General features: G+C 71.8%; 27 protein-coding genes and 1 pseudogene. 24 read left to right on the plus strand and 4 right to left on the minus strand.

Annotated elements, in window-relative coordinates; genetic code table 11:
• The first annotated feature begins 66 nt into the window (after positions 1–66).
• From NJC10_RS10115 to NJC10_RS10170, 12 genes are all read left to right on the plus strand, one after another.
• Positions 67–1950, plus strand: a complete 1884-nt coding sequence (locus tag NJC10_RS10115; RefSeq protein ID WP_319076363.1) for a DUF262 domain-containing HNH endonuclease family protein — start codon at positions 67–69, stop codon at positions 1948–1950.
• A 271-nt stretch (positions 1951–2221) separates the two neighbouring features.
• Entirely contained in the window at positions 2222–2500 is a 279-nt protein-coding gene (locus tag NJC10_RS10120; RefSeq protein WP_319076364.1) for a hypothetical protein, read from the plus strand.
• Between the two features lie 51 nt (positions 2501–2551).
• Positions 2552–3061, plus strand: a complete 510-nt coding sequence (locus NJC10_RS10125) for a hypothetical protein (protein ID WP_319076365.1) — start codon at positions 2552–2554, stop codon at positions 3059–3061.
• A gap of 226 nt (positions 3062–3287) precedes the next feature.
• Positions 3288–4208 (plus strand): Abi family protein, encoded by a 921-nt coding sequence (locus NJC10_RS10130; protein ID WP_319076366.1) that lies wholly within the window; start codon positions 3288–3290, stop codon positions 4206–4208.
• A gap of 85 nt (positions 4209–4293) precedes the next feature.
• Positions 4294–4650, plus strand: a complete 357-nt coding sequence (locus NJC10_RS10135; protein WP_319076368.1) for a DUF6176 family protein — start codon at positions 4294–4296, stop codon at positions 4648–4650.
• 211 nt (positions 4651–4861) lie between these two features.
• Positions 4862–5227, plus strand: a complete 366-nt coding sequence (locus NJC10_RS10140; protein WP_319076370.1) for a serine/threonine protein phosphatase — start codon at positions 4862–4864, stop codon at positions 5225–5227.
• A gap of 112 nt (positions 5228–5339) precedes the next feature.
• Complete coding sequence (locus NJC10_RS10145; RefSeq protein ID WP_319076371.1) at positions 5340–6992, plus strand: DNA glycosylase AlkZ-like family protein; 1653 nt, start codon at positions 5340–5342, stop codon at positions 6990–6992.
• A gap of 192 nt (positions 6993–7184) precedes the next feature.
• Entirely contained in the window at positions 7185–7925 is a 741-nt protein-coding gene (locus NJC10_RS10150; RefSeq protein ID WP_319076372.1) for a Fic family protein, read from the plus strand.
• 54 nt (positions 7926–7979) lie between these two features.
• A complete protein-coding gene (locus NJC10_RS10155; RefSeq protein WP_319076373.1) occupies positions 7980–8429 on the plus strand; it encodes a hypothetical protein in 450 nt (149 codons plus the stop codon).
• Between the two features lie 60 nt (positions 8430–8489).
• Positions 8490–9074 carry a GNAT family protein gene (locus NJC10_RS10160; RefSeq protein WP_319076374.1) on the plus strand — a complete coding sequence of 195 codons (585 nt, stop codon included), beginning with the start codon at positions 8490–8492 and terminating at the stop codon, positions 9072–9074.
• A 170-nt stretch (positions 9075–9244) separates the two neighbouring features.
• Positions 9245–9847, plus strand: coding sequence for a helix-turn-helix transcriptional regulator (locus tag NJC10_RS10165; RefSeq protein ID WP_319076376.1), 603 nt, complete (start codon positions 9245–9247; stop codon positions 9845–9847).
• Between the two features lie 161 nt (positions 9848–10008).
• Entirely contained in the window at positions 10009–11541 is a 1533-nt protein-coding gene (locus NJC10_RS10170; protein ID WP_319076378.1) for an RNA-binding domain-containing protein, read from the plus strand.
• Positions 11542–11658: 117 nt separating this feature from the next.
• On the opposite strand, the gene NJC10_RS10175 is transcribed toward NJC10_RS10170, so the two are convergent.
• Together NJC10_RS10175 and NJC10_RS10180 are read right to left on the minus strand one after the other, a co-directional pair.
• Positions 11659–12414, minus strand: coding sequence for a class I SAM-dependent methyltransferase (locus NJC10_RS10175; RefSeq protein WP_319076380.1), 756 nt, complete (start codon positions 12412–12414; stop codon positions 11659–11661).
• Between the two features lie 84 nt (positions 12415–12498).
• Positions 12499–12795, minus strand: coding sequence for a hypothetical protein (locus NJC10_RS10180; protein WP_319076382.1), 297 nt, complete (start codon positions 12793–12795; stop codon positions 12499–12501).
• A gap of 202 nt (positions 12796–12997) precedes the next feature.
• Here NJC10_RS10180 and NJC10_RS10185 point away from each other — a divergent pair, with 202 nt between their 5' ends.
• From NJC10_RS10185 to NJC10_RS10220, 8 genes are all read left to right on the plus strand, one after another.
• On the plus strand, positions 12998–14017 hold the full coding sequence (locus NJC10_RS10185; RefSeq protein WP_413466430.1) for a zinc-binding dehydrogenase: 1020 nt from the start codon (positions 12998–13000) through the stop codon (positions 14015–14017).
• A gap of 209 nt (positions 14018–14226) precedes the next feature.
• The gene (locus NJC10_RS10190) at positions 14227–14583 is read left to right on the plus strand and encodes a MerR family transcriptional regulator (protein WP_319076385.1); all 357 of its coding nucleotides are present in this window, start codon (positions 14227–14229) and stop codon (positions 14581–14583) included.
• Between the two features lie 68 nt (positions 14584–14651).
• A complete protein-coding gene (locus NJC10_RS10195; protein ID WP_319076386.1) occupies positions 14652–15032 on the plus strand; it encodes a hypothetical protein in 381 nt (126 codons plus the stop codon).
• A gap of 130 nt (positions 15033–15162) precedes the next feature.
• A complete protein-coding gene (locus NJC10_RS10200) occupies positions 15163–15972 on the plus strand; it encodes an ABC transporter ATP-binding protein (protein ID WP_319076387.1) in 810 nt (269 codons plus the stop codon).
• On the plus strand, positions 15969–16718 hold the full coding sequence (locus NJC10_RS10205) for an ABC transporter permease (protein WP_319076388.1): 750 nt from the start codon (positions 15969–15971) through the stop codon (positions 16716–16718). Before NJC10_RS10200 ends, NJC10_RS10205 begins: the two co-directional genes overlap by 4 nt.
• A complete protein-coding gene (locus tag NJC10_RS10210) occupies positions 16715–17416 on the plus strand; it encodes an ABC transporter permease (RefSeq protein ID WP_298714496.1) in 702 nt (233 codons plus the stop codon). The genes NJC10_RS10205 and NJC10_RS10210 overlap by 4 nt, the downstream gene beginning before the upstream one ends.
• 31 nt (positions 17417–17447) lie before the next feature.
• Positions 17448–18443, plus strand: a complete 996-nt coding sequence (locus NJC10_RS10215) for an ABC transporter substrate-binding protein (protein ID WP_319076390.1) — start codon at positions 17448–17450, stop codon at positions 18441–18443.
• A 110-nt stretch (positions 18444–18553) separates the two neighbouring features.
• Positions 18554–20098: an alanine/glycine:cation symporter family protein gene (locus NJC10_RS10220; protein WP_248115841.1), complete on the plus strand. Its 1545-nt coding sequence runs from the start codon at positions 18554–18556 to the stop codon at positions 20096–20098.
• A gap of 68 nt (positions 20099–20166) precedes the next feature.
• On the opposite strand, the gene NJC10_RS10225 is transcribed toward NJC10_RS10220, so the two are convergent.
• Positions 20167–20871, minus strand: a complete 705-nt coding sequence (locus NJC10_RS10225) for a Pr6Pr family membrane protein (RefSeq protein WP_319076393.1) — start codon at positions 20869–20871, stop codon at positions 20167–20169.
• Positions 20872–20931: 60 nt separating this feature from the next.
• Between NJC10_RS10225 and NJC10_RS10230 the strand changes: the two genes are divergently transcribed.
• Together NJC10_RS10230 and NJC10_RS10235 are read left to right on the plus strand one after the other, a co-directional pair.
• Positions 20932–21765 carry an alpha/beta hydrolase gene (locus NJC10_RS10230; protein ID WP_319076395.1) on the plus strand — a complete coding sequence of 278 codons (834 nt, stop codon included), beginning with the start codon at positions 20932–20934 and terminating at the stop codon, positions 21763–21765.
• Positions 21766–21833: 68 nt separating this feature from the next.
• Positions 21834–23462, plus strand: coding sequence for an amidohydrolase (locus tag NJC10_RS10235; protein ID WP_298714488.1), 1629 nt, complete (start codon positions 21834–21836; stop codon positions 23460–23462).
• Between the two features lie 29 nt (positions 23463–23491).
• Here NJC10_RS10235 and NJC10_RS10240 read toward each other — a convergent pair.
• A pseudogene (locus tag NJC10_RS10240) lies at positions 23492–24472 on the minus strand (CGNR zinc finger domain-containing protein); the annotation flags it as partial.
• Here NJC10_RS10240 and NJC10_RS10245 point away from each other — a divergent pair.
• Positions 24372–24893, plus strand: a complete 522-nt coding sequence (locus NJC10_RS10245) for a GyrI-like domain-containing protein (RefSeq protein WP_319076398.1) — start codon at positions 24372–24374, stop codon at positions 24891–24893. The pseudogene NJC10_RS10240 and the gene NJC10_RS10245 overlap by 101 nt on opposite strands.
• A gap of 334 nt (positions 24894–25227) precedes the next feature.
• Complete coding sequence (locus NJC10_RS10250; protein WP_298714483.1) at positions 25228–26148, plus strand: SDR family oxidoreductase; 921 nt, start codon at positions 25228–25230, stop codon at positions 26146–26148.
• Positions 26149–26188 lie beyond the last annotated feature (40 nt).

Consider the following 26188-nt stretch of genomic DNA (forward strand, 5'->3'; position numbering starts at 1 on the left):
GAAATCGAGGGCCATGCCTCCTAGACTCCGAGCAGACCGCACGACTCTCGCCGCCCCAGGAGACCCATGGACGCCAACACCTGCAGCCCGTTCGACCTCTTCGCGAGCAAGTCGCACTACATCATCCCTCCGTTCCAGCGGCCCTACGTGTGGACGGAGGAGAACCAGTGGGCACCGCTGTGGGAGGACATCCGGCGCGTGTCGGAGAGTCTCATGGCGGCCGCCGCTTCCGGCACGGAGGACGAGGGGATCCGCCACTTCCTCGGCGCCGTGGTTTACGAGTCCAAGAAGGCCGTCGCGGGCAAGCCGTCCATGCACGACGTGATCGACGGCCAGCAGCGCATGACCACGCTCCAGCTCCTGATCGACGCCGCCCGCGGGGTGATCGCCTCCCGCGTCGCGACGGCGGACGAGGACCTGCACGGCGAGTACGAGGACCAGGAGGAGGCGCTCCGCGACCTGGTGGCCAACAGTGCCAAGAGCTTCGCCGGCACGGACCTGCGCTTCAAGCTGATGCCCTCCCGCGCTGACCGCGAGGCGTTCAAGCACGCGCTGGACACCCAGGTGGAGTTCGAGGGCGAGCACCGCATCCTGGACGCCCATTCCTACTTCACCCGCGAGGTGGACCGGTGGCTGGCCGGCGTTGTCGAGGAGGGCGAGGATCCCGTGCCCGGCACCGAGGGCGAGCGCGTCCACGCGCTGAGCGAGACCCTCCAGCACCGGCTGACGCTGGTGACTATCGACCTCTCCGGGCATGATGACTCGCAACTCATCTTTGAGACGCTGAACGACCGGGGCACGCCCCTGCTCAAGGCCGACCTCATCAAGAACTGGGTGTTCCGTCGGGGGACCGACCTCGGGGCCGACGTCGACGCCTGGGCACGCAAGCACTGGGCTGAGTTCGACGACGACTGGTGGCGCGAGGAGGTCTCTCGCGGTCGTCAGATGCGGTCCCGGATTGACAACTTCCTCCAGTACTGGCTGACCATGCGCTTGCGCGCCGAGGTGAAGACGGACCACGTGTTCCGTGCGTTCGAGGAGTACGCGAGCCCGCACATGGCCACGCCGACGGATGGTGAGGCGTTCCTGAAGCAGCTACGCAAGGACGCCGACCTCTTCCGCAGCTTCGATCAGTTGGATGCCGAGACGCCAACCGGACGGTTCTACGGGCGCGTCATCGAGGGGATGGAAGCAGCGGCGACCATTCCGGTCTTCATGTACTTCGCCTCCCCGAATCACGGCATCCCCCAGGAGCAGGTCGAGCACGGACTCCGTGCCTTGGAGAGCTGGATCATCCGACGAACCCTGCTCAGGATGACCAGCAAGGATATCAACCGCCTCATGCTCTCCGGGCTCAAGGCGATCGACGGCGGCTCCCCGGAAGTGAGTGGTGAGACGCTAACCGAGTTCCTCGCTGGACAGGACGCCGACTCGCGTGTGTGGCCATCCGATGAAGACGTGAAAGCCCAGCTCCCGAGTGCGGTGATGTACTACAACGTCAAGCAGTCGCGCTTGCGCGTGGTGTTCGCTGCGCTGGAGCAACACCTCCGGGAAGCCTCACCGTTCACGGAGGCGGTGAAGGTCCCGGACTGGCTGCAGATCGAGCACATCATGCCGCGCGCCTGGCGTACACACTGGGATGAGCCGGTGCTTGACGATGAGCAAGCTGCCGAACGCGACGGTCTCATCAACACCATCGGCAACCTGACGGTCATCACCCAGTCTCTGAACTCATCCCTGTCCAATCGGCCGTGGACGGACGCTGACGCCGAGGGCATCAAGGAGGGCGGGCGCCCGAGCGTCGGCAAGTGGAGCCTCCTCAACCAGTACAGCCTCCTACTGCTCAACAAGGAGATCCTCACTCGGCAGGACGTCTGGACGGAGCAGGACATCCGTGAGCGTGGAGAGCGGATCGCGCAGTTGGTCTGCGAGACCTGGCCTCGCGGTTGAAAGGCGAAGGCGGCTGGCCCACGTTCGCCCTCGCACTCATGGCCGCCGGAGACCAGGTCGGCGGCCTCGACGATCTGGGGATCCCGCGTCGGGACGACGACGCCCGAGCAGCCTACTTCGGAGGGAACGGCCGGGATGCCGATGATGTTTCCGAGCTGACATCTCCGCTCGCGAGCAGACCGGCGAGGATGGGGCCATGATCCGTGGGCTCCAGTCTTGGCGTCAGGCGCGTGCGCGCCGGAGTGTCGGCCGTCAGAGGTGGGCGTGCCGCATGCTCGACGCGGCACTGGCCGACGCACTGCCCCAGCATGGGCTGTCCTCGGCGGTTCCCATCGACGGTTGGGCCTGTTCTCGTGGCACGTCGGGCTCGGGCTCCTCACTGGAGGTGCGGCTCAGTGGCGGCGGCATGGTCGACGTCGTGGTGGACGGAGATGTGGTGGGCTCCGACTTCCCCTGGGACTGCCGGTCGGGCGACACGACGCTGCAGGCGGCACTGGCCGAGTCCTTGGAGCAGCTCCTCTCTCCGTTTGCGGGGGAATTCCGCACCTGACCCGCACAGAACCCGGCTTACAGCCGGTCCCCTACCAAGCAGGATGGTCCCATGACGCGCCTGCTCCCCGGGGACTCCCTCACGCTCGACCTCGCACCTGAGGGGCCGGCCGACCTCCTCGCCCGCCTGCGCGCGGCGGGGGTCGCGATGAACGAGTCCGCTGGGCGCCTGATCGCGGACGCGCGGATGTGCGCCGCGGTCCCCGATCGGGTGACCGTCGTCGAGCGCACGCTCGCCGATCTCGGCCTGCCCGACGGCGGCACCCTCCCCGAGCTGCGGCGGGCCGTCGCGGCGGCGGATCTGCGGGAGTGCCCGTCCGCCGTCGCCCCGCTGCTGCGCCTGGCCACCCTGGACCAGACCAACGCTCCGGACTCGGTGCTCCGGCACGGCCGGGCGCCCGACGGCTCCGCACACGTGCTCAGCCCGTCCCTCGGCGACGAGCCCGGCGTGCACCGCGGTCTGTACCTGCGCGTCGTGGACCACGTCCCGTGGTTACGCGGCTTCGCATGCGACGACCTCCACGTCTTCGGCCCCGAGGACCGGTGGATCCTGGCGCAGTGAGGGCGCGGCCAGCTGCCCAGACCGTTCCATCGGCCTGGCAGCGACACGGAGTTCTCAGGTGCTATGCTGAACCCACTACATCCCCCACGCCTCTCCACGATGCGCACTTGGGGGATTTTTCTTTGCCTGGCGCCGCTTTGTGCCGGAACGGGAGGGTGAAGTGGGACGGACCATGCGGGCACGGGGGTCGGAGACCTTCGCAAAGCCTCCGCTCTCCCACGAGCGGATGCTCGAGCAACTTGAGAGCCGGGGGCTCGTGGTTCCGGACCGGGATCGCGCTCTCCGATACCTACGGCACCTCGGGTACTACCGGCTCTCCCCCTACACGATCCCCTTCCAGGCGGAGCGATCCACTCACACCTTCGCCTCCGGTGCCGAGTTCGACGACGTCCTGGACCTGTACGTCTTCGATCGCAAGCTGCGGCTTCATTGCCTCGACGCCCTCGAGCGTGTGGAAGTCGCGGTCCGCGCAGCCCTGACCGACCACATGTCCACGACCTATGACGACGCCCACTGGTACATCGACGCCGTGCACTTCCGCGACCGACAGCGGCACGCTGACCTCCTCGACATCGTCCGCCGTCTGGTACGGAGCCGGCTGCTGGGGTTGGCCGAGTCCGGTCATGACCGGATCCACCACCCCTCGGCGCTGGAGTACTACCTGATGACCTATCGGAAGCCGGAACTGCCCCCGTCCTGGCTCATGGTGGAGTCCCTGACCATCGGGCAGCTGGCGGGCCTGTACCGCAACCTCGCGCGTCGCTCAGATCGTGTGGCGGTGGCGGCCAGCGTGGGGTCGACCGACACGGTGCTCACCTCGTGGCTGCAGGTCTACGTGCGCGTGCGGAACATCTGCGCCCACCACGGCCGCCTCTGGAATGTGGGCCTCGGCGTGACCCCCATGATCCCCAAGTCACCCGCCATCTCGTGGCTCTCCGGTGCCGAGGCCGTTCCCGAGGCGTCCCGCCAGCGTCTGTACCCGGTGCTCGTCTCGCTCCAGTCCCTTCTGGACACGGTCTCGCCGCGCAGCCGCTGGGCCGACCGCCTGTACGAGCTCCTGCATGACAGGCCCGAGATGAACCTCCACGGGATGGGCGTTCCGGTGGGCTGGTCCTCGGATCCGTTCTGGTCTCGTCACCTCCGATGAGCGCGGCCGGTGCGGGAGTCCTTCATCCCGGGGAGACGGCCGCGGCCCGCCGCCGTCGTCGGGAGGGTCGGTAGACCGATGGCCCATGAAGATCGAGATGGAAAGGTTCCGCGTCCGCGCCGGCAAGGAGGCGCGTGCCCGCGAGTGGATCGCGTTCCTGCGCGAGAACCCCGCGGCGTTCCGCGAGACCCTGGAGCCCGAGCGGATGTACGTGGAGACGATCTTCTTCGAGACCGTCGGGGACGCCCTGTACCTGTGGTGGTACACCCTCCAGGGCGAGGACGGCGCCGAGCTCAGCGACTCCACCCACTGGCTCGACGAGCGCCACGCCGCCTACTGGCGCGAGTGCATCGACCCCAACGAGCCCAGCCTGCTGCTCACCCCCGAGGTGCACATGAGCCCCGAGCGCGTCGAGGAGGCCATGCGGCCGCTGGGGGAGTGAGGCGGGCGCGCAGAACCCGGCTTACAGCCGGTCCGCCGCCGCCTGGAGGAGGCCGGCGCGCACGGGCTGATCGACCCGTCCCGCACGGCCCCCGGGCTGTGGCACCTGACCCTGTTCCGGTGGAACGAGGACGGCGTACCCCGGGTGACGCGCACGTTGTGACGCGAACGGCTCCCCTCGGACGTTCAATCCCCGCGGCTATTCTGGCCCCATGTCCGCCATCTTCGACCACCTGCGCTCCGACGACGGCGAGCACGTCGGCTACATCGAGATGGTCGGTGACCTCTTCGTGCCGCACGACCTCCTCCACCGACGCCGGGGCGAGCCCATGGAACTGCACGAGGCTGAGGCTGTCCTCGACACGATCGGCTTGCGTGCGCTCGCCGAGGACTGGCTGCTCGACCCGGCCGACGGCGTCGGCGACCCCGTGCGGGTGCGTATCCAGGAGGTCACGCGCACGCAGGTGACCGTCGCGCCCACGGTGGACGGCGCCGTCGGGGAGGTCGCCAAGAGCATCGACCCCGCAGCGAGCATCACCCTGACCCTGCCCGCGGAGCGGCTGCGCCCGGCGGGGTGAAAGGGGGCACGAGAGGAGCTACGGGGGCGTTCCGCGCACCAAAGATGCTCAAAGTTATGGCAAGCATGCGCGAACGATGGTTCATCGCTCCATAACTATGGATACTTATGAGATGGACCTTGGACCCCTCCTCGCCGCGGGCGAGACCCTGGACGTCGAGTTCAAGCGTCGGATGGGGAAGGACGACCTCTACCAGGCCGTCGTCTGCATGGCCAACGGCATTGGAGGCCGGATCCTCGTCGGAGTCGACGACGACGGCACCGTCGTCGGGACGACAGCCGAGCATGGTGGTGCTGTGGACGCAGACCTCTTGGCTGGACGCATCCAGAACGGCATCGAGCCGCCGTTGAGCGTGGACGTCGAGGTGGTCCCCTGGGAGGGCAAAGACGTGGCGGTCATCACCGTCCCCCAGGCGAGGTCGTCGTTCGTCGGCACGCGCAAGGGGTTGTTCGTCAAGCGCGTCGTGGGGCCGGACGGTCGCCCCGCGTGCATGCCTATGACACCCATGGACGTCCTGCGGGCTGGGTTCGACGGCGTCGGCCTGGACTACGCCCGGGCGGAGGCGCGCGGGGCCGAGTGGGGGCACCTCGATCCAACCGAGTTCGACCGGTTCCGCCGACTGGCCAGCCAGTCGGCTGGTGACAGCGGTCTTGCGGAGCTCACCGATGCGGAACTGCTGCGGACGCTGGACCTCCTCACTCCGGACGGCGGCATCAGCCTCGGCGCGGTTCTGGTCTTCGGCACGTCGGATGCGCTGCGCAGGTGGGCCCCCACTGCGGAAGTCCTCTTCCAGGACTCCCGACCCCACGGTGTGGAAGCGAATGAGGACCTGCTGCTTCCCCTGTTGAACGCGTTCGAGGAGATCGAGGCGCGCTTGGCTCTGCGGAACTCCGTCACACCCGTGGAGGTGGGTCTCGTCCGTGTGGATGTACCTCTGCTGTCCGAGAGTGTGCGGCGCGAGTCGATCGCCAATGCCCTTGTGCACCGTGATTACGCCGAGGTGGGGCCGATCCAGGTGACCCTCACCGGGTCCACGTTCTCCGTCGCAAGCCCTGGCGGGTTCCCCCGTGACGTTTCGCCGGCCAACATCCTGAACCGCTCGGCTCCCCGCAGCCCTGCCCTGGCGAACGTGTTCAAGCGCGCCGGTCTCGTCGAGCGTCGGGGCAAGGGGGTTCAGGACATGTTCGCCTCGCAGCTCCGAGCCGGTCGGGGTGCGCCGGACTACGGCCGCTCCACGCAGCGGTCCGTGATCGTCGACATCCCCTTGGGTGACGAGGACAGGGAGCTGTTGATCTTTCTGGCCCGCCGGCAGAACGAGGGCCAGCGTGCACTCACCCTGACCGAGCTGCGGGTGGTCCACGAGATCAAGCACGGGGGGCCTGCGGGGGCGGCGGAGGCAGCGGAACGCCTTCGACTGCCCGTGGCGGACGTGCGCGCAGCTGCCACCGCGCTCGTCGAGGCCGGCGTCCTGGAATCGCGGGGGAACGGCCGGGCGCAGCGGTACATGCTGACCGCGCGGTTCTACGAGCTGGCCGAAGACCGAGCCGCCTACCTGCGCCTGCGTCCGGTCGACCGAATCCAACAGCGGCGGCTGATCGCCGATTACATCCGCGAATACGGATCCATCACCCGCAGCAAAGCCGCGGAACTGTGCCAGATCGCGCCCACGGCCGCGCGGGCGGTGCTCAAAGGCATGACGGAGGAGGGTCTCCTCGAACTGCGCGGGGAGCGGCGCGCAGCGCACTACGTGCTCCCGGGCTCGTAGCAGTGTGCCCGGCCGCGCGCATCGGGCCCGTATCGAGCCGCGCTCCCGGCCCGCATCGCCCGACTCGGGCTCGACCTGCCCTCTGATCTGGCGACCGAGGTCGAGGAGGCGACGGCCGCCGTCGCGCGCTTCGACGCTGAGATCAGCCACGCCCTCCCGGGGCTCACGGGAGAGATCGCCCCGATCGATGCGGTGCTCCTGCGCACTGAGTCCGCGTCCTCCTCGCAGATCGAGCACATCACCGCGGGCGCGCAAGCCCTCGCCCTGGCGACCCTCGGTGAACGCGCCCGGCCGAACGCAGCGCTCGTGGCGGCGAACGTGAGGGCCATGGGCGCTGCTTCCCGGCTGGCCGCCGACCTCGACGAGCCCGCCCTGCAGGCCGCCATCGCGCACGCCCAGTTCGAGACCATCCACCCGTTCGCGGACGGCAACGGGCGCACCGGCCGGGTCCTCGTGCACGCCGTGCTGCATCGGGCCGGCGCGATCACCCGCATGGGGGTGCCCCTCTCCGCGGGACTCCTCACGGACACGGCCGGATACGTCGACGCCCTCACCGCCCACCGCGACGGCGACCCCGCGCTCATCGTGCGCCGCTTCGCGCAGGCCGCCCTGGCCGCCGTCAGCAACGGCCGAGAGCTCGTCGCGGACCTGGACGAGGCCCTCACCGGCTGGCGCGAGCGGCTCACCGCCCGCCGGGACGCGGCGGTCTGGCGGGCCCTGGCGGTGATCATCGCGCAGCCCGCCGTGACCGTGGACCACCTTGCTCAGGTGTTGAGTGTCTCCCGCCCGGCGTCCCAGCGGGCCGTGGACCAGCTTGTCGAGGCCGGCGCTCTGCAGCCGCTGAACGCACAGCGGCGCAACCGGGTGTGGCTGGCCACCGAGGTGCTCGCCTGCCTGGACGAGTTCGCCGCGCGGGCGGGGCGGCGGGGCTGACGGGGGTAGTCCACCTGGCTGCCCGACCCCAGTGCCGTATGTAGTGTCCTGGCCATGGACATCACCGCCCGTGCCGTCGGCCGCGCCCACCTCTGCGACTGGGAGCAGGAGTGCTGCGGCGACCCGATTGTCACCGGGGCGATCCACGAGCTGGTCCTGCAGCCCCCCGTGCAGACGGGCCGGCCAGGGTCTCGGACCTCCATCGACTGGATCCTCACCCACCACGACGACGGCGGCCCCGCCGGGTCCACTCCGCTGCGGCGGGTGCGGGCCCTGGTCAGGCGCGTCCACGAGGTGTGGCCCACGGGGCGGCTTACGGAGGTCGACCGCGTCCCCGGCCACGCGGACCTGGTGGCCCCTGAGCCGGAGGAGGAGGTCGCCATCGGGGAGGGGGAGGTCGTGTTCACCGCGGCCTACGAGCCGGTGCTTCCCGAGACGCCTCGTCCAGGCGGATGGCTCCTCGATCTGGAGATCCTCGAGGACCTCGGTCCGCACACCTGGTGAGTCGCGGCTCCGCAGGTCACAGCGCTCCGTCCCCATCACCCGTGCCGCTACCGTGACCCCATGCCCACCCCCTTCGCCGACCTCGCCGCGCGCCGCGGCGTCGTCTTCCCGCTGCGCACCGCGCGACTGGCGCTCACCCCGTTCGTGGCCGAGGACGCCCCCGCCGTCTTCGACTTCTGCCGCCTCGAGGAAGTGTGGACGTGGACGTCCGGGCGGGCTGTCTCCGCGGACGCGCTGCGCACGGACTACCTGGCCACGGGCGACCGGCTGACGGTGCGGGCCGGCGAGGCGATCATCGGCGTCGGGAAGCTGGCCGTGCAGGACGCGTGGAGCCAGGGCGGGCCACGCGAGGAGGCCCGGAACGCGCAGGCGGAGATCGGGTGGACCATCGACCCGGCTCACGCCGGACGGGGCTACGCCACCGAGCTTGCCGGCGCCCTGCTGGAGATCGCCTTCACGGGCCTGGGTGTGCGACGCGTGGAGGCGGAGGCCTTCGCAGACAACGCGCCCAGCCTGCGCGTCATGGAGAAGGTCGGCCTGCGTCACGAGGGCACCTTCCGGGAGGAGTCGCTGCACCTCACCCGCGGCTGGGTCGACGGCGTCACGTACGCGATGCTCGCCTCCGAGTTCCTCGCGCGGGGCTGAGCTGCCTTGCCCGCCCCCGCGTCTCTCCCGCATACGCGCAGGTCAGGGCGGAGGCAACGCACCGTAGCCGGGGTGCGACGATGGGTAGCGCCCTCACGCGGCGTGCTGCATATCCACGGGCGGGCCCCCCGTTGCAGACTGTGCCCGACTCCCGAGGAAAGGACAGCGTGATGGCACTCGAACACCGCATCAAGGAGCTCCGCACTCGCAACGGGCTCTCCCAGGCCGCGCTCGCGGATCGGCTGCACGTCTCCCGGCAGGCCGTCACGAAGTGGGAGGCGGGGCGCGGCATTCCGGACGTGGACAACCTGCGAGCGATGGCCGCCCTGTTCGGCGTCAGCGTGGACCATCTGCTGGACGGCGCCGGGGACGCCGCGGGGCCCGCCGTGCTGCGCCACGCCGTCGACGTCAGATCCCTCGAGCCCTACAAGCCGGCCGGCCGGCCCCTGGGCGCCAAGAGTCACCGGGCTGTGCGCGAGGCCTACCCCGGCGCGGTCATCTACCCCCTCGCGCGGATGCGGTCGAACAACCGAGTGCAGGAGTTCCTCGAGTGGGGGATGATGCTCGCCTTCGACACCCCCTACGGGCTCTTCGGGGTCAGCGACGGCCTCAGTAACCGGGACGCCTACTACCTGGTTGAGGAGAGAAACCGTCACGTGCTCGCGAGGGTCACGCCCCAGGCCGTCGAGGGTCGCGAGTTGCCCGAACCCGTCACGGGCCGCACGTTCACCCTCGGGGCGGACCGGTTCCGGCGCACGAGCCGCTCGCTCTGACCTGACTGACCGGGACCGCCGAACGGGTCCTTCAGCCGCTGACCCGGTCCTGGACCTCGACCCCGTGCACGGGGAGGGGTGAGCAGCCGGTCAAGATCCGGGGAACCACGCCTCCCGAGCAGACTTCCACACTGACAGCACTAAATCTACACTTTGGCACTATGAAGTGGTCCTCTGACGATCTGGCCCGCACGCTCACCGCCCTGCGGGTGCGCCGGGGCGACACCACGTCCGTCGAGGTCAAGCGCGCCGCGGGGGGCGTTCCCTCGATGCCCGAGACGGTCTGCGCCTTCGCCAACATGCCCGACGGCGGGACGATCATCCTGGGCGTGGACGAGGCCCAGGGGGCCTTCGAGGTCACCGGGCTCGCCGACGTCGCCGCCGTGGAAGCGGGCATCGCGGCCCAGGCGCGTGAGGCCGTGACGCCGAGCCCCCAGATCGTCCCCCAGGAGTTCACCGTGGACGGACGGCAGGTCCTCGTCATCCACGTGGTGCCCCTGCGGCTGGCCGACAAGCCCGCCACCTGTCGGGGACAGGCTTACCTCCGCCAGTCCGACGGCGACTATGTCATGCACCCCCACGAGCTGCGCATGCTCGACGTCACCCGCCTGCACGCGGACGAGCGGGTCGACTACGACCTCAAGCCTGCTGTGGGCGCGGGCGTGGAGGACCTGGTCCCCGAACTCGTGCAGGGATACCTCCGGGCGGTACGGGAGCGCGACCGGCGGCTGCGCGACCGCTCCGATGCCGAGATCCTGCGCCGCACCAGCGTGCTCACCGCCTCCGGTGAACCGACCCTCGCCGGCCTCTATGCACTGGGTGACTACCCCCAGGGGCTGTTCCCCGCCTTGACCGTGACGGCCGCCGTCCAGGTCCGCGGAGGCGAGGGGCAGCCGCGCAACCGCAACCTCGAGGACTTCACCGGCCCGGTGCCGTTGATGCTCGAGGAACTCATGGACTGGGTCCGCCAGAACCTGGGCACCGAGCAGGTCTACCGGGCTGACGGTCACATGGAGCGCCAGGCGGAGCTGCCGCTCACGGCGATCCGTGAGCTGCTTGCCAACGCCCTCGTGCATCGGGACCTGGGACCGGACACCCTCGGCGCGGGCAAGTCCATCCAGGTGCGTCTGGACGGGAGGAAGCTGCTGATCCAGAGTCCCGGCGGGTTGCGCGGCGTGTCGCTGGCGCAGCTGGAGAGCGATGATCACGCCCAGGCGGCGGTCAATCAGCGGCTGTATCAGATCGCCAAGAAACTGACGACGTCCGACGGGGCCTCCGTGATCGAGGGGGAGGGTGGGGGCATCCGTGAGGTGTTCCAGGCGACCGAGTCACGGGGCTTGGACCGGCCAGTGCTCATCGACACCGGTGTGCAGTTCTCCGCGTTGGTGTGGCGCCCGCGGGTCGAGGCCGCGCCCCACCGCCCTGAGGCCCCGGTGGAGGTCGCGGAACGCCCCGCGGCCGGGAGCACGCCGACGGCTGTGCCGCACAGCTCGTCGCCCACGCGCCACGAGGCGGAGGTTCTGAGCGCCCTGGTGCGGAGGGGAGCGTCGTCGCTCCAGGACCTCGCGAGCGCGTCCCGGCTGACGGAGCGGCAGGTGCGCTACGCCCTGCGGCTGCCGCTCGAGGAGGGCCTCGTGGAGATGCTCGGGGGTCAAGGGCGCCGGGACACCCGGTATCGGCTGGCCGACGGGTGACTGGACTCTTCCTGACAGTGCCGGCGTCGCGACCGGCGACGCGCACACGATGACCCACACTGTCACTTCGTCCTTCTGTCACTCTGACGAGACAAGGTCCTCAACGGGCGCCGGAGCTCACCCCCGCCGGGCCTCCGCCACCATCAGCCGGTGCGTGTCGGTGTCGAAGGGGCCGCGCCGCCAGTCGCTCGAGATCCGCTCCACGGTCAGGCCCGCCGCGGCCAGGTCCGCGCGCACCTGAGCCTCCGAACGGAACTGCAGGTGCTGCTCCACCTCCGTCACGGCACCGTCGGCGAGGAACTCGGTGCGGGTGTGCATCCGCACCACCCCGCTCGAATCCGGGGGCGTGGTGGTCTCGGACTCCACCACGGGTCCCACGGGCGTCTCACGACGGGTGGGCTCCCGGTTCCAGTGCTCCCAGGCCCGCCACGCCGGGTTGCGGGTCTCGAACGCGAGCCGCCCGCCCGGAACGAGGCCGGCGGCGATGTGCCCCAGCGCGGCGTGCCAGTCCTCGCCGATCAGGTGCATGGCCACGTTGCCGGTCATCACCACCAGGTCCGCCTCGTCCGCCCGGATCAGCGACGACGTCCCGCGCCGCCACTGCACCGCCTCGCCCCCGGGCCGCGTGCGGGCGGTCTGGAGCATGGCCTCGGCCGGGTCGATCCCGACGACGACGCGCCCCTTGCGAGCGAGCGTCACCGTGAGCGAGCCCGTGCCGCACCCCAGGTCCACGATGGTCCGCGCGTCGGCCTCGTCCGCGACCTGCCGGAAGAAGGCGTGGTCCTCGCCGGGCGGATTGTCCACATCGTAGAGCGCGGCGAGGCGGGCGTCGTCGTAGGTGTGACGGTTCGCCTCGGCGGGAGAGCGGGTCATGCAGGGAGCGTAGCGATGCCGAGGGGGCGGTCGATGATGCTCGGCAGGTCGCGAGTGCAATCCCCGTCCCTCACCGGGGTGCCCTCACGGCACCGCGACCTCCGCCACCAGCGTCCCCGCCTCCCGCCACAGCGAGGTGATCCAGTCCGAGTGTTCGGCCCAGGCGTCCTCGTCCTGCAGGGTGCCCCATGCGCTCAACCGGTTCGGGACGGCGAGGATCATCGCCAGGTCCAGGAGCGTCTCCTTCTGCGCGGACGGCGGGGAACCTCCGCCGACGTCCTCCGGCACGGCGAGGACGTCGGCGATCCAGGCGCGTGCGGTCTCGGTATCCGCCACGGAGAGGACGCCGCCGGGAGAAGGGGCGGTGCGGGAAGCGCTCACAAGCGCACCGTCGTGCGAGAAGTCGAGTCGACGAGCGGCCCCCTGGCCCCACCCGCCCCGCATGCCAGTCGGCGACGCCGAGCCCTCGCCCTCGTGCCACGTCACGGGGGAGACTTCTCCCCGACCTTCCCTGGACCAGACGCGAGGACCGACCATGACTTCCGAAAACCCCACCCCCACCGCCCCCGAGATCCCCGCCACCATGAAGGCCGTGACCATGCGGGCCCCGGGTGACGTCGTCGTGGAGACCGTGGAGACCCCGCGCGTCGTGAAGCCCACAGACGTGGTCCTGAAGCTGGCCGCCGCGTGCGTGTGCGGCTCGGACCTGTGGCCCTACCGCGGGCACAATGAGGTGGACCACCGGCGGATGGGCCACGAGTACGTGGGCACGATCGTGGACAAGGGCGCGGAGGTCGCCACCCTCCAGCTCGGCGACTTCGTGATCGGATCGTTCATGCTCTCGGACAACACGTGCGAGATCTGCGAGGCCGGCTACCAGTCCCGCTGCGTCAACGCCGGCGAGTACACGGGCAGCCAGGCGCAGTACATGCGCGTGGAGCTGGCCGACGGCTCGCTCGTGAAGGTCCCCGGCGGCGAGCCCTCCGACCCGGACCGCCTGGCCGACTACCTGGCCGCCTCGGACGTGCTCGGCACCGGCTGGTACGCCGCCGTGGCTGCGCAGGCGGGCCCCGGCACGACCATCGCGGTGGTCGGCGACGGCGCCGTCGGCCTGTGCGCGGTGCTGGCCGCCAAGACTTTGGGCGCGGAGCAGGTCATCGTGTTCTCCCGCCACGAGGACCGGGCGGCCCTGGCGCGGGAGTTCGGGGCCGACGTCGTCATCGCCGAGCGCGGCGAGGAGGGCGCCGCGAAGGTCAAGGAGCTCACCAACGGCTACGGCGCACACGGCGTGTGCGAGGCCGTGGGCACGCAGGAGTCCATGGACCAGGCGCTCGCCTCCGTGCGGCCCGGCGGGTACGTCGGCTTCGTGGGCGTCTCCCACGACCAGACGATCGACGGCTCTGCCCTCTTCGGCCGCGAGATCCACCTCGAGGGCGGGCCGGCCCCCGTGCGCCGCTTCCTGCCGGAGCTGATCGAGCGCATCCAGGCCGGCGAGATCCAGCCCGGCAAGGTCTTCACGAAGCGCCTGCCGATCGACGAGGCCGCCGAGGCCTACAAGGCCATGGACGAGCGCCGCGAGATCAAGGTGCTGCTGGAGGTCTGAGGTGGGGGCGGACCGGTTCGTCGCGTCGCTCGGGCAGCGTGACGGGTCGGCCCGCCCGCGCAGGCACGCGCGCCTCTCGCCGCCCGCGCCCGCAGTCGTGCCGGGCGTCTCGAGCCGAGGCGCTCCACGCCAAGATCGCCCGGATCCGCCTTGACCCTCCCCTTGGAGGAGCGCCCACGCTGGGAGCACCCCCGAGAGAGGATCACCCCATGACCGCCCTGATGAGCATCGGCGAGTTCGCACTCGCCACAGGCCTGTCCGTGAAGGCCCTTCGGTTCTACGACGATCGCGCCCTGCTCGCGCCCGTCGACGTCGACCCGCACTCCGGCTACCGCCGCTACGCCCCGAGTCAGGTCCGGGCCGCCGTGCAGATCCGTGTGCTGCGCGCCGCCGGGCTCGCGGTGGAGGACGCCCCCGGCGGTGCGCTCCCGCACCCCTCGATGATCGCTCTGATGGAGGCGTTCGACGACGACGCGTTCGCCGACGCCGAGCTGCGCCAGATCATGGCCGACCCGATGGAGGGTCGCATCGAGCTGGCCGCGACGGTGCGGGAGCTCGAGGGGTGAACCCGCAGGTCTGACGCCCCGGGCGCCGACCTCGACCTGGAATTGCCATGGGCTATCCGCGTCAGCCCATGGCATTTCCGGATCGCACCACCCACGGCCCGCACGCCCCGCAGATGCGCGAGCTCGGCAGGACCCGCGAGGACGCCATGCGCGCGCTCGCGGCCCGGGACGTCGCGCCCGGCGTCGTCGGGTACGCCGACGGCGAGCCCGTGGCCTGGTGCAGCATCAGTCCGCGCACGGAGATCCCGCGCCTCGGCGCCCCGGCCGTCGAGGCCTACCCCATCGACAATCGCGCGGGCGACGCCGGCGCTGCACCGGACCGGATCGACCTCACCATGGCCTTCGCCGGCACGTGGTCCATGTTCGACAAGGCCGGCTTCGCGGTGGTGGGGGAGACGAAGGCCAAGGGCTCGGCTCGGCCCCGGCTGGTGATGCGCCGGGACTGCTGACGCGTGGAGCGCGGCCCCCTGACGGTCCACCTCCGCCCCCCGCCCCTGTACCCGCGCCGCGGTCGCGTCCTAGGGTGGAGTCCCGAGCGCGCCCGGCAGCACCGCCGCGTCACGATCCTGGAGGCCCCGCATGATCCGGTTCGAGCACGTGGGGATGACCTTCCCGGACGGCACCCGCGCCGTGGAGGACTTCAGCCTGGAGATCCCGCGCCACGCCACGGTCGTGCTCCTCGGCTCCTCCGGCTGCGGCAAGACCACCCTCCTGCAGATGGTCAACCGCATGGTGGACCCCACCGCTGGCCGCGTGCTCGTGGACGGCGAGGACGTCGCCTCCCTGAACCCCGTGACCCTGCGCCGCCGCATCGGCTACGTCATGCAGAACGCCGGCCTGCTGCCCCACCGCACCGTGCTGGACAACGTCCTCACCGTGCCGCGCCTGGCCGGCCGGGCCGGCGCCGCGGAGAAGGCCCGCGCCCACGAGCTGCTGGAGATGGTCGGCCTCACCCCGGCGCTCGCGCAGCGCTACCCGGCCCAGCTCTCCGGCGGCCAGCGCCAGCGCGTGGGCGTGGCCCGGGCGCTCGCGGCCGACCCGGACATCCTGCTCATGGACGAGCCCTTCAGCGCCGTGGACCCCGTGGTCCGTGCAGACCTGCAGGCGGAGCTGCTGCGCATCCAGCGCGAGCTCGCCAAGACCATCCTCTTCGTCACCCACGACGTCGACGAGGCCGTCCTCCTCGGCGACGAGGTGCTCGTGCTCCGCGAGGGCGCCCGCGTGGAGCAGCGCGGCTCGGGGGAGGACGTCCTGCTCCGCCCGGCCACGGACTTCGTGGCCCGCTTCGTGGGCGGGGACCGGCGCCGCCTGCACGTGGAGGAGCGCGCGGGCACGCCCACCGTCGTCGACGCCGCCGGCCGCGTGGCCGGGACCCTGGTGGCCCCGTGAGCTGGATCTGGAGCAATCTCGACCTCATCGGCGAGCTGGCGCTGCGCCACGTGCTCATCGCGGCCCCGGCGATCCTCCTGAGCCTGCTGATCGCCGTCCCCGTGGCCCGCCTGGCCAACGCCTCCCGCATCGGCCGGCGCCTCCTGCTCGGCGGCTCCGGGGTGGTCTACGCGATCCCCTCGCTCGCCGTGTTCGTGATCCTCCCCGGCCTCATCGGGACCCGGATCCTCGATCCGCTCAACGTGGTGATCGCCCTGACGCTCTACGGCGCCGCCCTGCTGGTGCGCAGCGCCTCCGAGGCGTTCGACGCCGTCGACGGCGACCTGCTCACCGCCGCCCGCGCCCAGGGCCACAGCCCGTGGCAGCTGTTCTGGCGCGTCGAGCTGCCGCAGGCCGGCGAGTCGATCCTGGCCGGTCTGCGCGTGGTCAGCGCCTCCACCCTCTCGCTCGTCTCCGTGGGCGCGCTGATCGGCGTGCAGTCCCTCGGCTCCCTGTTCACGGAGGGGTACGCGCGCGCCTTCCTCGCCGAGATCGGGGCGGGGATCGTGGGCACGGTGATCCTCGCCGTCGCCGTCGACGCGCTCCTGGTGGGCCTGGCAGCCCTGCTCATGCCGTGGACCCGGCGCGCCCGGCGGGCGCCCGCGGAGGACCGCGCCCGCTCCGGGCCCGCGGCCGCCCTGGCCCTCGGCGGGGACCCCGCCACCGCGCCGGCCGACGCCTCCGCGACGACGGGAGGCGCCCGATGATCGCGGACCTGTTCGCGTGGTTCGCCGACCCCGCCCACTGGAGCGGGGAGAACGGCGTGCCCGCCCGCGTGCTCGAGCACCTCGGCTACTCCGCCCTGGCGCTGCTCCTCGCCGCCGCGATCGCGCTGCCGGTGGGCGTGTGGATCGGGCACACGGGCAAGGGGCGGCGCGCCGTCGTCGCCCTCTCCAGCGCCCTCCGCGCCCTCCCCACGCTCGGCCTGCTCACGTTCCTGGCGATCGTGCTGCAGATCGGCCTGCGCCAGGCGCTCATCCCCACCGTGATCGTGCTCGTGGTGCTCGCCGTGCCCCCGCTGCTGGCCGGCACGTACGCCGGACTCCAGGCCGTGCCCCGCGAGGTGGTCCACGCCGCGCGCGCCCACGGCCACTCCACCGCCCAGCTGATCGGCGCCGTCGAGCTGCCGCTGGCCCTGCCCATGATCGTCGGCGGGCTGCGCTCCGCCGTCCTGCAGGTGCTGGCCACCACGTCCGTGGCCGCGTACCTCGGACTCGGCGGGCTGGGCCGCTACCTGTTCGACGCGCTCGCGGTGCAGGACTACCCCACCATGCTCGCCGGCGCCGTGCTGATCGCCCTCCTGGCCCTCGTCTCCGACGCGGTGCTGCTGACCGCCCAACGCCTCGTGACCCCTCGGGGACTGCGCCCGCACCGCGGCGCAGGCCCCGGAAGCGCACCTGCCTGAGCCGCATTCCCCGATTCGAAAGGACCCCACCATGGCCGCCGCCTTCTCCCAGGCCTCCGTCCCGAACCCCCGCCGCCGCGCCGTCCTCGGCCTGCTGGCCGCCACCCCGCTGCTCGCCGCGTGCGGCGGCGGCTCCGACCCCCTCGCCTCCTCCACCCCGACGACGGCCGCCGCGTCCGGTGCGTCGTCGTCGTCGGCGGGCGGCTCGGGCTCCGTGACCGTGGGCTCGGCGAACTTCGCGGAGTCCGAGATCATCGGCGAGCTCTACGCCCAGGTCCTCGAGGCCAAGGGCATCACCGTGGAGCGCAAGATGCAGATCGGCGCGCGCGAGGTGTACCTCAGCGCTCTCGAGGACGGGTCCATCGACCTCATCGGCGAGTACACCGGCAACCTGCTGGGGTTCTACGACAAGGAGGCCACCGCCACGAGCCCGCAGGAGGTGGCCGACGCCCTCCGCGCGGCCCTGCCGCAGGGCCTCGTGATGCTCGAGCCCGCCGAGGCCCAGGACAAGGACTCCTACAACGTGACGGCCGAGTTCTCGCAGGAGCACGGCCTGACCTCGCTCGACCAGCTCAAGGACTACGACGGCACCCTGCGCATCGGCGGCCTGCCCGAGCTCGCCCAGCGCGACTACGGCGCCGGCCTGAGCGCGCTGACCGAGGTCTACGGCGTCCCGGAGGGCGCGATGGAGTTCACCGCCATCAGCGACGGCGGCGGCCCCCTCACGGTGCGCGCCCTCGCCGACGGCGACGTGGACCTGGCCAACATTTTCTCCACCACCCCGGCCATCAAGGACAACGGCTTCGTGACCCTCGAGGACCCCTCGGGCATGATCACCCCGCAGAACGTGGTGCCGATCATGGCGCAGGACAAGGCCACGGACCCGGTGACGGAGGCCGTCAACGCCGTGCAGGCGGAGCTGACCACCGAGGACCTGATGGCCATGAACGCGCAGAACTCGGGCGCGGAGAAGAAGCAGCCCTCCGAGGTGGCCGCGGCCTGGCTGAAGGAGAAGGGGCTGGTCTGAGGCGCAGGCCCTCCGGGGGCCGCGGCCGCCCTCTCCTGACGGCTCGGGCCAGGTCACCGGCTCGGGTGTGGGTATAGTCACACGGACTCGTCGTCGACCTGGGGGATCCCATGGAGAACTTCATCACGTCCGCCAACGAGCTCATGTGGAGCCTCACCATGGTCGTCGGGCTCCTCGCCCTGGGCCTGTACTTCACGATCCGCATGGCGGTGCCGCAGGTGCGGCTGGTCAAGGACATGGTGGGCCAGCTGGTCCACGGCGGATCCTCGTCGGCGGGTGTGAGCTCCTTCCAGGCATTCGCCATGGCGCTCGGCGGACGCATCGGCGTGGGCAACATCGCCGGCGTCGCGGCGGCCATCCACCTCGGCGGCCCGGGCGCCCTCTTCTGGATGTGGGTGACGGCGATCGTCGGCGCCCCGGTGGCGCTCGCGGAGAGCTCCCTGGCGCAGCTCTACAAGCACAAGATCCGCGGCGAGTACCGCGGCGGCCCGGCCTACTACATCCTCGAGGGGCTGGGCCGGCAGTGGCGCTGGCTGGCCTTCGCGTATGCGGCGGCCACCGTGTTCGCCACCGTCGTCACCGGCCCGCAGATCCAGGCCAACGCCGTCACGGCCGCCACCACGGCGGCGTGGGGCTGGGACCCGCTGTGGGTCGGCGTGGCCATGGCGGCCCTCTTCTGCGCCATCGTGTTCGGCGGCATGCACCGGCTGGGCCGCACGGTCGGCCTCGTCGTCCCCTTCATGGCGGCGGCGTACATCCTCGTGGGCCTGTTCGTGGTGGCCATGATGTGGCAGCAGATCCCCGCGATGTTCGCCATGATCGTCGAGAGCGCCTTCGGCGCCCACTCGATCTACGGCGGCATCCTCGGTGCGGCCGTCTCGTGGGGCGTGCGCCGCGCCGTGTACTCCACGGAGATCGGCACCGGCTCCGGCGCCCAGGCCTCCGCGGCCGCGCACGTGTCCCACCCGGTGAAGCAGGGCCTGGCCCAGGCGTTCTCCGCCTACGTGGACACCCTGTTCGTCTGCACCGTCACCGGCCTGGTCATCCTGGCCACCAACAGCTTCGACGTCCTGGGCCCGGACGGGGAGTCGACATTGACGCAGAACCTGCCCGGCGTCGACGCGGGACCGGCGTGGGTGCAGGCCGGCGTGGACACGGTCCTCCCGGCGTTCGGGCCGGCCTTCGTGGCGGTCGCCGTCTTCCTCTTCTCCTTCACCACGCTGCTCTCCTTCTCGTTCTACGCGGAGACCAACCTCGCCTACCTGATCCCGGACAAGGGCGTGCAGAAGGCGTGCATCGCCGTCGCGCGCGTGCTGCTGGCCGCCTCGATGGTGTTTGGCTCCGTGCAGACCTCCGCGTTCGTGTGGTCCCTCGCGGACTTCGGCGTCGGTCTGTACACGTGGGTGAACATCCTCGCGCTCGTGCTGCTCAGCCCCATGGCGATCCGCCTCATGAAGGACTACGACCGCCAGCGCCGCGCCGGCCAGGACCCGATCCTGGACCCGGACACGATCGGCGCCCGCAACGCCCACCTGTGGCGCCAGGTGCACGCCGAGTACCAGCGCACCGGCGACGTGCAGGCGGCCATGGACCACGTGGCGGACACCGCCCCGGACACCCGCTCCATCGCGATCGTCCCGCCGAGGGGGCGCTGACCGGCCGACGACGGCGGCCGACGCCGTCGGCGCCGCTCAGCCTCGGGACCGCTCAAGGTCCCCGTCGCTCACCGACGGCGGTCCGCCCCCACCCCGGCGCCGGCGCGCGCCAGGGCCGCGTCGGCGCCGCGCAGCAGCGCGGCCACGGCCACGAAGAACCCGAGGATCGCCACCACGTAGACCAGCACCCCGCCGTAGCCGAGCCGGGGGACGTCGAGGATCGTGTAGGGATACCAGTCCAGCCACGGGCCGCGGACCAGGGTGAACGCCAGCCACGCGAGCGGGATGACCGTGGAGAGCCCCACCACGCGCCACGTCGTCTGCCGCCGCGGGCCGAAGACGGCCCACAGGAGCGGCGTCAGGATCGGGGTGACGATGTGCTGCACCGTGTCGTTGAACCCCTCGAGCGGGGTGGCCGAGGGGCCGTCGCGCAGCAGCAGGTTGAACACCACGCCCGTGATCACGATGCACGCCACGCCCGTCAGCCGCAGCACCCGGAAGAGGGTGGAGGGCCGGTGCAGGCGCAGTGCCAGCAGCAGGGACGTGATCCCGACGAGGAAGTTGGAGAGGAACGTGAAGTACGTCGGCTGGTTCAGCAGGTTCTCCCACCCGTGCGCGAACACGTGCGAGTAGCCCGCCCCCGCGTCCAGGTCCGAGTCCTTGTGCCAGCCGATCCAGAACGAGAGCAGGTTCCCGCCGAGAGACAGTACGGCGGCGACGGCGAAGGCGAGCCGGGCCGTCGCCGTGACGGCGGTGGGGGTGAGGTCGATCATGCGCCCATCCTGGGGCCGCGGACGCACCGGACGCCAGCGACGGCCTCGTACGCTCACCCCATGACCGATCGCACCGCGCCCACCCGCACTCCCGAGCATCCGCACGTCGTCCGCCGCGGCACGGGCACCCCGTTGGTGCTCGTCCACGGCAACGGCGTGGACCACCGCCTCCTGCTGCCCCTCGACGACGCCCTGGCCGAGGCCGGCGCGTTCGAGCGGATCTACGTGGACCTGCCCGGCTTCGGTCGCACCGCCGCCCTCGACGGCGACGGCGGCCTTCCGGAGCTGGCCGACTGGCTCCTCGCCTGGCTGCGCGAGGAGGTCGGGGAGCGCCCGTTCGCCCTCCTGGGCAACTCCCTCGGCGGGCTCCTCGCCCGCCACGCGGCGGCCGTGTTCGGGGCGCAGGTGGTGGGGCTGGCGCTGCTGGCGCCCGTCGTCGATCCGGACGAGGACGAGCGTGACCGCGAGGAGCTCGTGGTGCGCGAGCGCGACGCCGCGTTCCTGGACGGCCTCGATCCCGACGACGCGGCGCCGTTCCTCGAGATGTCCCCGCGCCTGACCCCGGACACGTGGGAGCGGTTCCGTGCGAACGCGCTGCCCGGCATCCGCCTCGTGGACGAGGACGCCGTGGAGCGCCTCTCCGCACGATACGTCCTCGCCGAGGTGCCGGAGGAGAACGCCGAGACCTTCGAGGCGCCCGCGCTGATCCTCACGGGCCGGGAGGACCACCTGGTGGGATTCCGCGACCAGTTCGGGCTGCTGGCGCACTATCCGCGCGCCACGTACGCGGCCCTCGACGCGGCCGGGCACAACCTGCACCTGGACCAGCCGGAGGCCGTGCACGCCCTCGTCCGGGCATGGGCGGCGCTGGTGGCCCGGAACGTCGCGTCCTGATCCGCCCACCGCCCGATCCGCCCACCGCCCACCGCCCACCGCCCGATCCGCCCAGGAGACCCGGACCCATGCAGCTCGACCTCATCGTGGACAACGCCCGCATCCGCACCGGCGACCCCGCCCGACCGCACGCCCGGCGCCTGGGCGTGTGGCGCGGGCTCGTCGTCGGGGTGGACGAGGAGCTCGACGGGCTGACCGCCCGGGAGCGGCTCGACGCGCGGGGGCGGACGGTCGTGGCCGGCTTCAACGACGCCCACGCGCACAGCGTGTGGTTCGGGCAGAGCATGCTCGACGTGGACCTCGAGCACGCGACGAGCACCGAGGAGGTCTACCGGCTCGTGCGGGCCCGCGCCGACGAGCTGATCCCCGGCGCGTGGGTCACGTGCACGGGCTACGACCCGGGCCACCTCACCGGGCCCGAGCCGGACCGCGACGGCCTCGATGCGGCCGCGAACGGGCGCCCCGTGCTGATCCGCCACAACACCGGGCACGCGTTCACGGTGTCCGGTGCGGTGCTGTACATGGCCGGGATCTCCGAGCAGGTCATGCAGCAGCCCGAGGGCGGGCACATCCACGTGGACGAGCATGACCGCCCCACCGGTCTCCTCGAGGAGACCGCGATGTCGCTCGTGCAGCGGCTGCTGCACCCGGAGTCGCACGAGCACATCGGCGAGTGCCTTCAGCGGGCGTCCGCGGAGTACGCGGCCGAGGGGATCACCTCCGTGACGGACGCCGGGATCGCGGGTGGCTGGATCGGCCACAGCACCCTCGAGTTCGGCGCCTACCAGCGGGCGCGTGCGCAGGGCCTGCTCAAGACGCGCTTCCAGACGATGGTCACCCTGGACGCCCTGCACCCCGTGGAGGGCCACACCGACGACGGCGCCCAGGTGACGCTCGACGCCGGCGTGCGCACCGGCGTCGGCGACGAGTGGCTGCAGATCGGCCCCACGAAGGTGTTCACCGACGGCGCCATGCTGGGCGCGACCGCCGCGATGACGCAGGACTACTGCCACGGACCCCACGGCAGCGGCTACCTCCAGGGCGACCCGGGCGAGATGCGGCGGGCCTCCCTGGCCGCGGCGGGGGCGGGCTGGAGCCTGGCCATGCACGCGATCGGGGACGCGGCACTCGACTTCTCCCTCGACGTGATCGAGGAGGCCCGGGAGCGCTTCGGCCGGCCGGCCATGCCCCACCGCGTGGAGCACGGCGGAGTGGTGCGCGACGACCAGATCGAGCGGATGGCGGCGCTGGGCGTGGTGATGGCCACGCAGCCGAACTTCATCAGCGCGTTCGGCGACTCGGTGGAGGAGCGGATCGGCGCCGCGCGGGTGCCGCTGTCCTACCCGGCCGGGCGGCTGCTGCGCGCGGGCCTGGTGCTGCCGGGCAGCTCGGACCGTCCCGTGGCCGGGGGCCGGCCGTTGAACGTGGTCCAGGACTTCGTGCTGCGGCGCACCGAGACCGGGCGCGTGTACGGCCGGGAGGACAGGATCACGGTGGAGCAGGCCCTGCACGCCTACACGGTGGGCTCGGCCGAGGCCACCGGCTGGGGCGGCCGCAAGGGCCGGCTCGTGGCCGGTCAGCTTGCGGACTTCGCGGTGCTCTCCGAGGATCCGCGGGAGGTGCCGAGCGAGGAGATCGCGGACCTCGAGGTGGTGGCCACGGCCGTGGGCGGGGAGTTCGTGCATGGCGGGCTGTAGAGGGCCTCGATCGCCAGCCGGTCCCGGCGGCGGCGCACCGCCTGGTGATTGCCGCAGCTGGGCGTGCAGTGCCGCCGGCTGCCGTTGCGCGTGAGGTCCACGAACAGCTCGTGGCAGCGCGGTGACGCGCACTCGCCGAGCCGGTCCGCGCCCGCCTCGAGGACGAACAGGGCCAGCCCGCCCGCCGTGCACGCCTGCACGGCAGCCAGGGGCGCATCGCCCTCGACCGTGAATCGCCACCGCGGGTCGGGGCCGGATGCGAGGCGCAGTCGCACCCCCGCGCGCTCGAGCAGGGCGTCGACGGCGGCGCCGCGGTCCGGCGCGGCGGTTGCGCTCGTGGTGCCGAAGACCGGGCGCAGGGCCCGGGCCCAGCCGGCGAGCTGCACGGTCTGCGGGAACGTCAGGGCGTCGTCGGGGTCGAGGGCGCCCGGGAGGAGACCGTGCCGCATCAACGCCTCGGCGTACGCGGCGCCGCCGCTGCCGTGGCGCTCGGTCGTCGCGAGTTCGGCCGCGAGGAAGGCACCGGTGCGCGCGACGGGCGAGAGACGCATGCGATCCATGGAACCCTGCGCGAGGCGCGGAGGCGACGTTGTCCACAGGATCGTGCGGAGCCGTGAGCCGTGAGCCGTGAGCCCTGAGCTGTGATCCGTGGGCAGCCAACCGTGAGCCGGGGGCGGGGTGGCCGGTGACGGCAAGCTGTGGGCGGCGCGGGGAGGTGTCGGTCCGTAAATGCCATGGGCTAAGCCGGTTGACCCATGGCATTTCTGGATCGCGTACCCTCCCTCCCTCCCTCCCTCCCTCCCTCCCTCGGCTCGGCTCGGCTCGGCTCGGCCCGGCATGGCTCTGCTCCGCCCGGCCCAGCATGGCTCGACACGTGCCGGATCGTCCGTCCCGGGGCAGACTGAGCCCATGAGCACCCTCTCCGACGTCCAGGTCATCGACTTCCCCGGCTTCCCCACCGCCGTGGTGCGCGGCGTGGACCAGCCCACCGCCGACATGCACACGTTCATGGACTCCGCCTTCACCGCCCTCGGCGGGGCCATCGCGCGGGGCGAGGTCACGCCTGTGGGACCAGCCTTCTCCAGGTACGACGGCGACGTCCGCCATGGGCTCGGGGACACCGTGGACCTCGAGGTCGGCTTCCCCCTGGCCGCGCCGCTGGCCGGTCCCGTGGAGATGGATGGGGTGCGCGTGGAGCCGTCGTCGCTACCGGCCTGCCGCCTGGCCACCGCCAAGCACACCGGCCCGTACGAGGGCCTGCCGCAGGCGTGGCCCGCGTTCATCACCCAGGTGCAGGAGCTCGGCGGCGAGCCCGGTGACGTCTTCTGGGAGGCCTATGACACGGAGCCGGGCCCTGGCGTCGACCCCGCCACTCTCGTGACCGGGCTGGCGGTGCCGGTCCACGGCACGCCGGCGCTGCGGGACCGCTGACGGCGGGGAGCGCCGTGCGGCGGACCCGGGGGAGGGGCTTCTTCACGCTCGCGATGGTGGCCGGCCTCCTCCACGCCGCCCCCAGCCTGTACTGGGCCCTCGGCGGCACGTGGCTGCTGGAGACCGTGGGGCAGTTCGCCGTGGACCTGCGGGCCGAGGGGGCGGCGAGCACCACCGTCCTGCTCCTGGCGATCACGGCCCTGACGGCGGCGGGCGTCGCGGCCTCGCAGGGTGCTCCCAGGATCGCAGGCGTGGCCCAGCCCCCGCGCCCGTCCGTAGGGTCGGGAGGACGAGGCGTGCGGACTGCGCGTCCCCCGAGACGAAGGAGCAGATCGTGGCGAACGACGACGCGAACACCATCACCACCGACCAGCTGACCCTGCAGGATCCGGTCAAGCGCTACCCGGCCATCACCCCGCCCGAGCAGTCCCTGCCCGGCACCGGCCTGGACGCCGAGATGACGCCCAAGGCCGACCTCGGCGAGGAGTCCTACCGCGGCACCGGCCGCCTGACGGGCCGCAAGGCGCTCATCACGGGCGGCGACTCCGGGATCGGCGCGGCCACCGCGATCGCCTTCGCGCGTGAGGGCGCCGACGTCGTCATCTCCTACCTCCCCGAGGAGGAGAAGGACGCGCAGCACGTCAAGGAGGTCATCGAGGCCGCCGGGCGCAAGGCCGTGACGATCCCGGGCGATCTGCGCGACAAGCAGTTCGCGAAGGACCTCGTGGCGAAGGCCGTGGAGGAGCTCGACGGCCTCGACATCCTGGTCAACAACGGCGGCAAGCAGGTGGCCCAGGAGTCGATCGAGGACATCACCGACGAGCAGCTCGAGGCCACCTTCGACGTCAACATCCTGGCGCAGTTCCGCCTGGTCAAGGCCGCCCTGCCGCACCTGAAGCCGGGCGCCACGATCATCAACACGACCTCCGTGGTCTCCTACATGCCGCCGGAGAAGCTCGTGGACTACGCGGCCACGAAGGCCGCGATCAACACCTTCACCAAGGGCCTCGCCCAGCAGCTCGCCCCGAAGGGCATCCGCGTGAACGCCGTGGCGCCCGGCCCCATCTGGACGCCGCTGCAGCCCTCGGGCGGCCAGCAGCCCGAGGACCTGCCGGAGTTCGGCCAGTCCACGCCGCTGGGCCGCGCCGGCCAGCCGACCGAGCTCGCCCCGGCCTACGTGTTCCTGGCCTCGCCCGAGTCCTCCTACGTGGTGGGCGCGACCATCGCGGTCACCGGCGGCATGCCCACGCCGTGATCGGCTGAACCACCCCCACGGAACGAGTCGTCACGTTCGG

The organism is Micrococcus sp. M4NT (assembly GCF_033790745.1).
Classification (GTDB): domain Bacteria; phylum Actinomycetota; class Actinomycetes; order Actinomycetales; family Micrococcaceae; genus Micrococcus.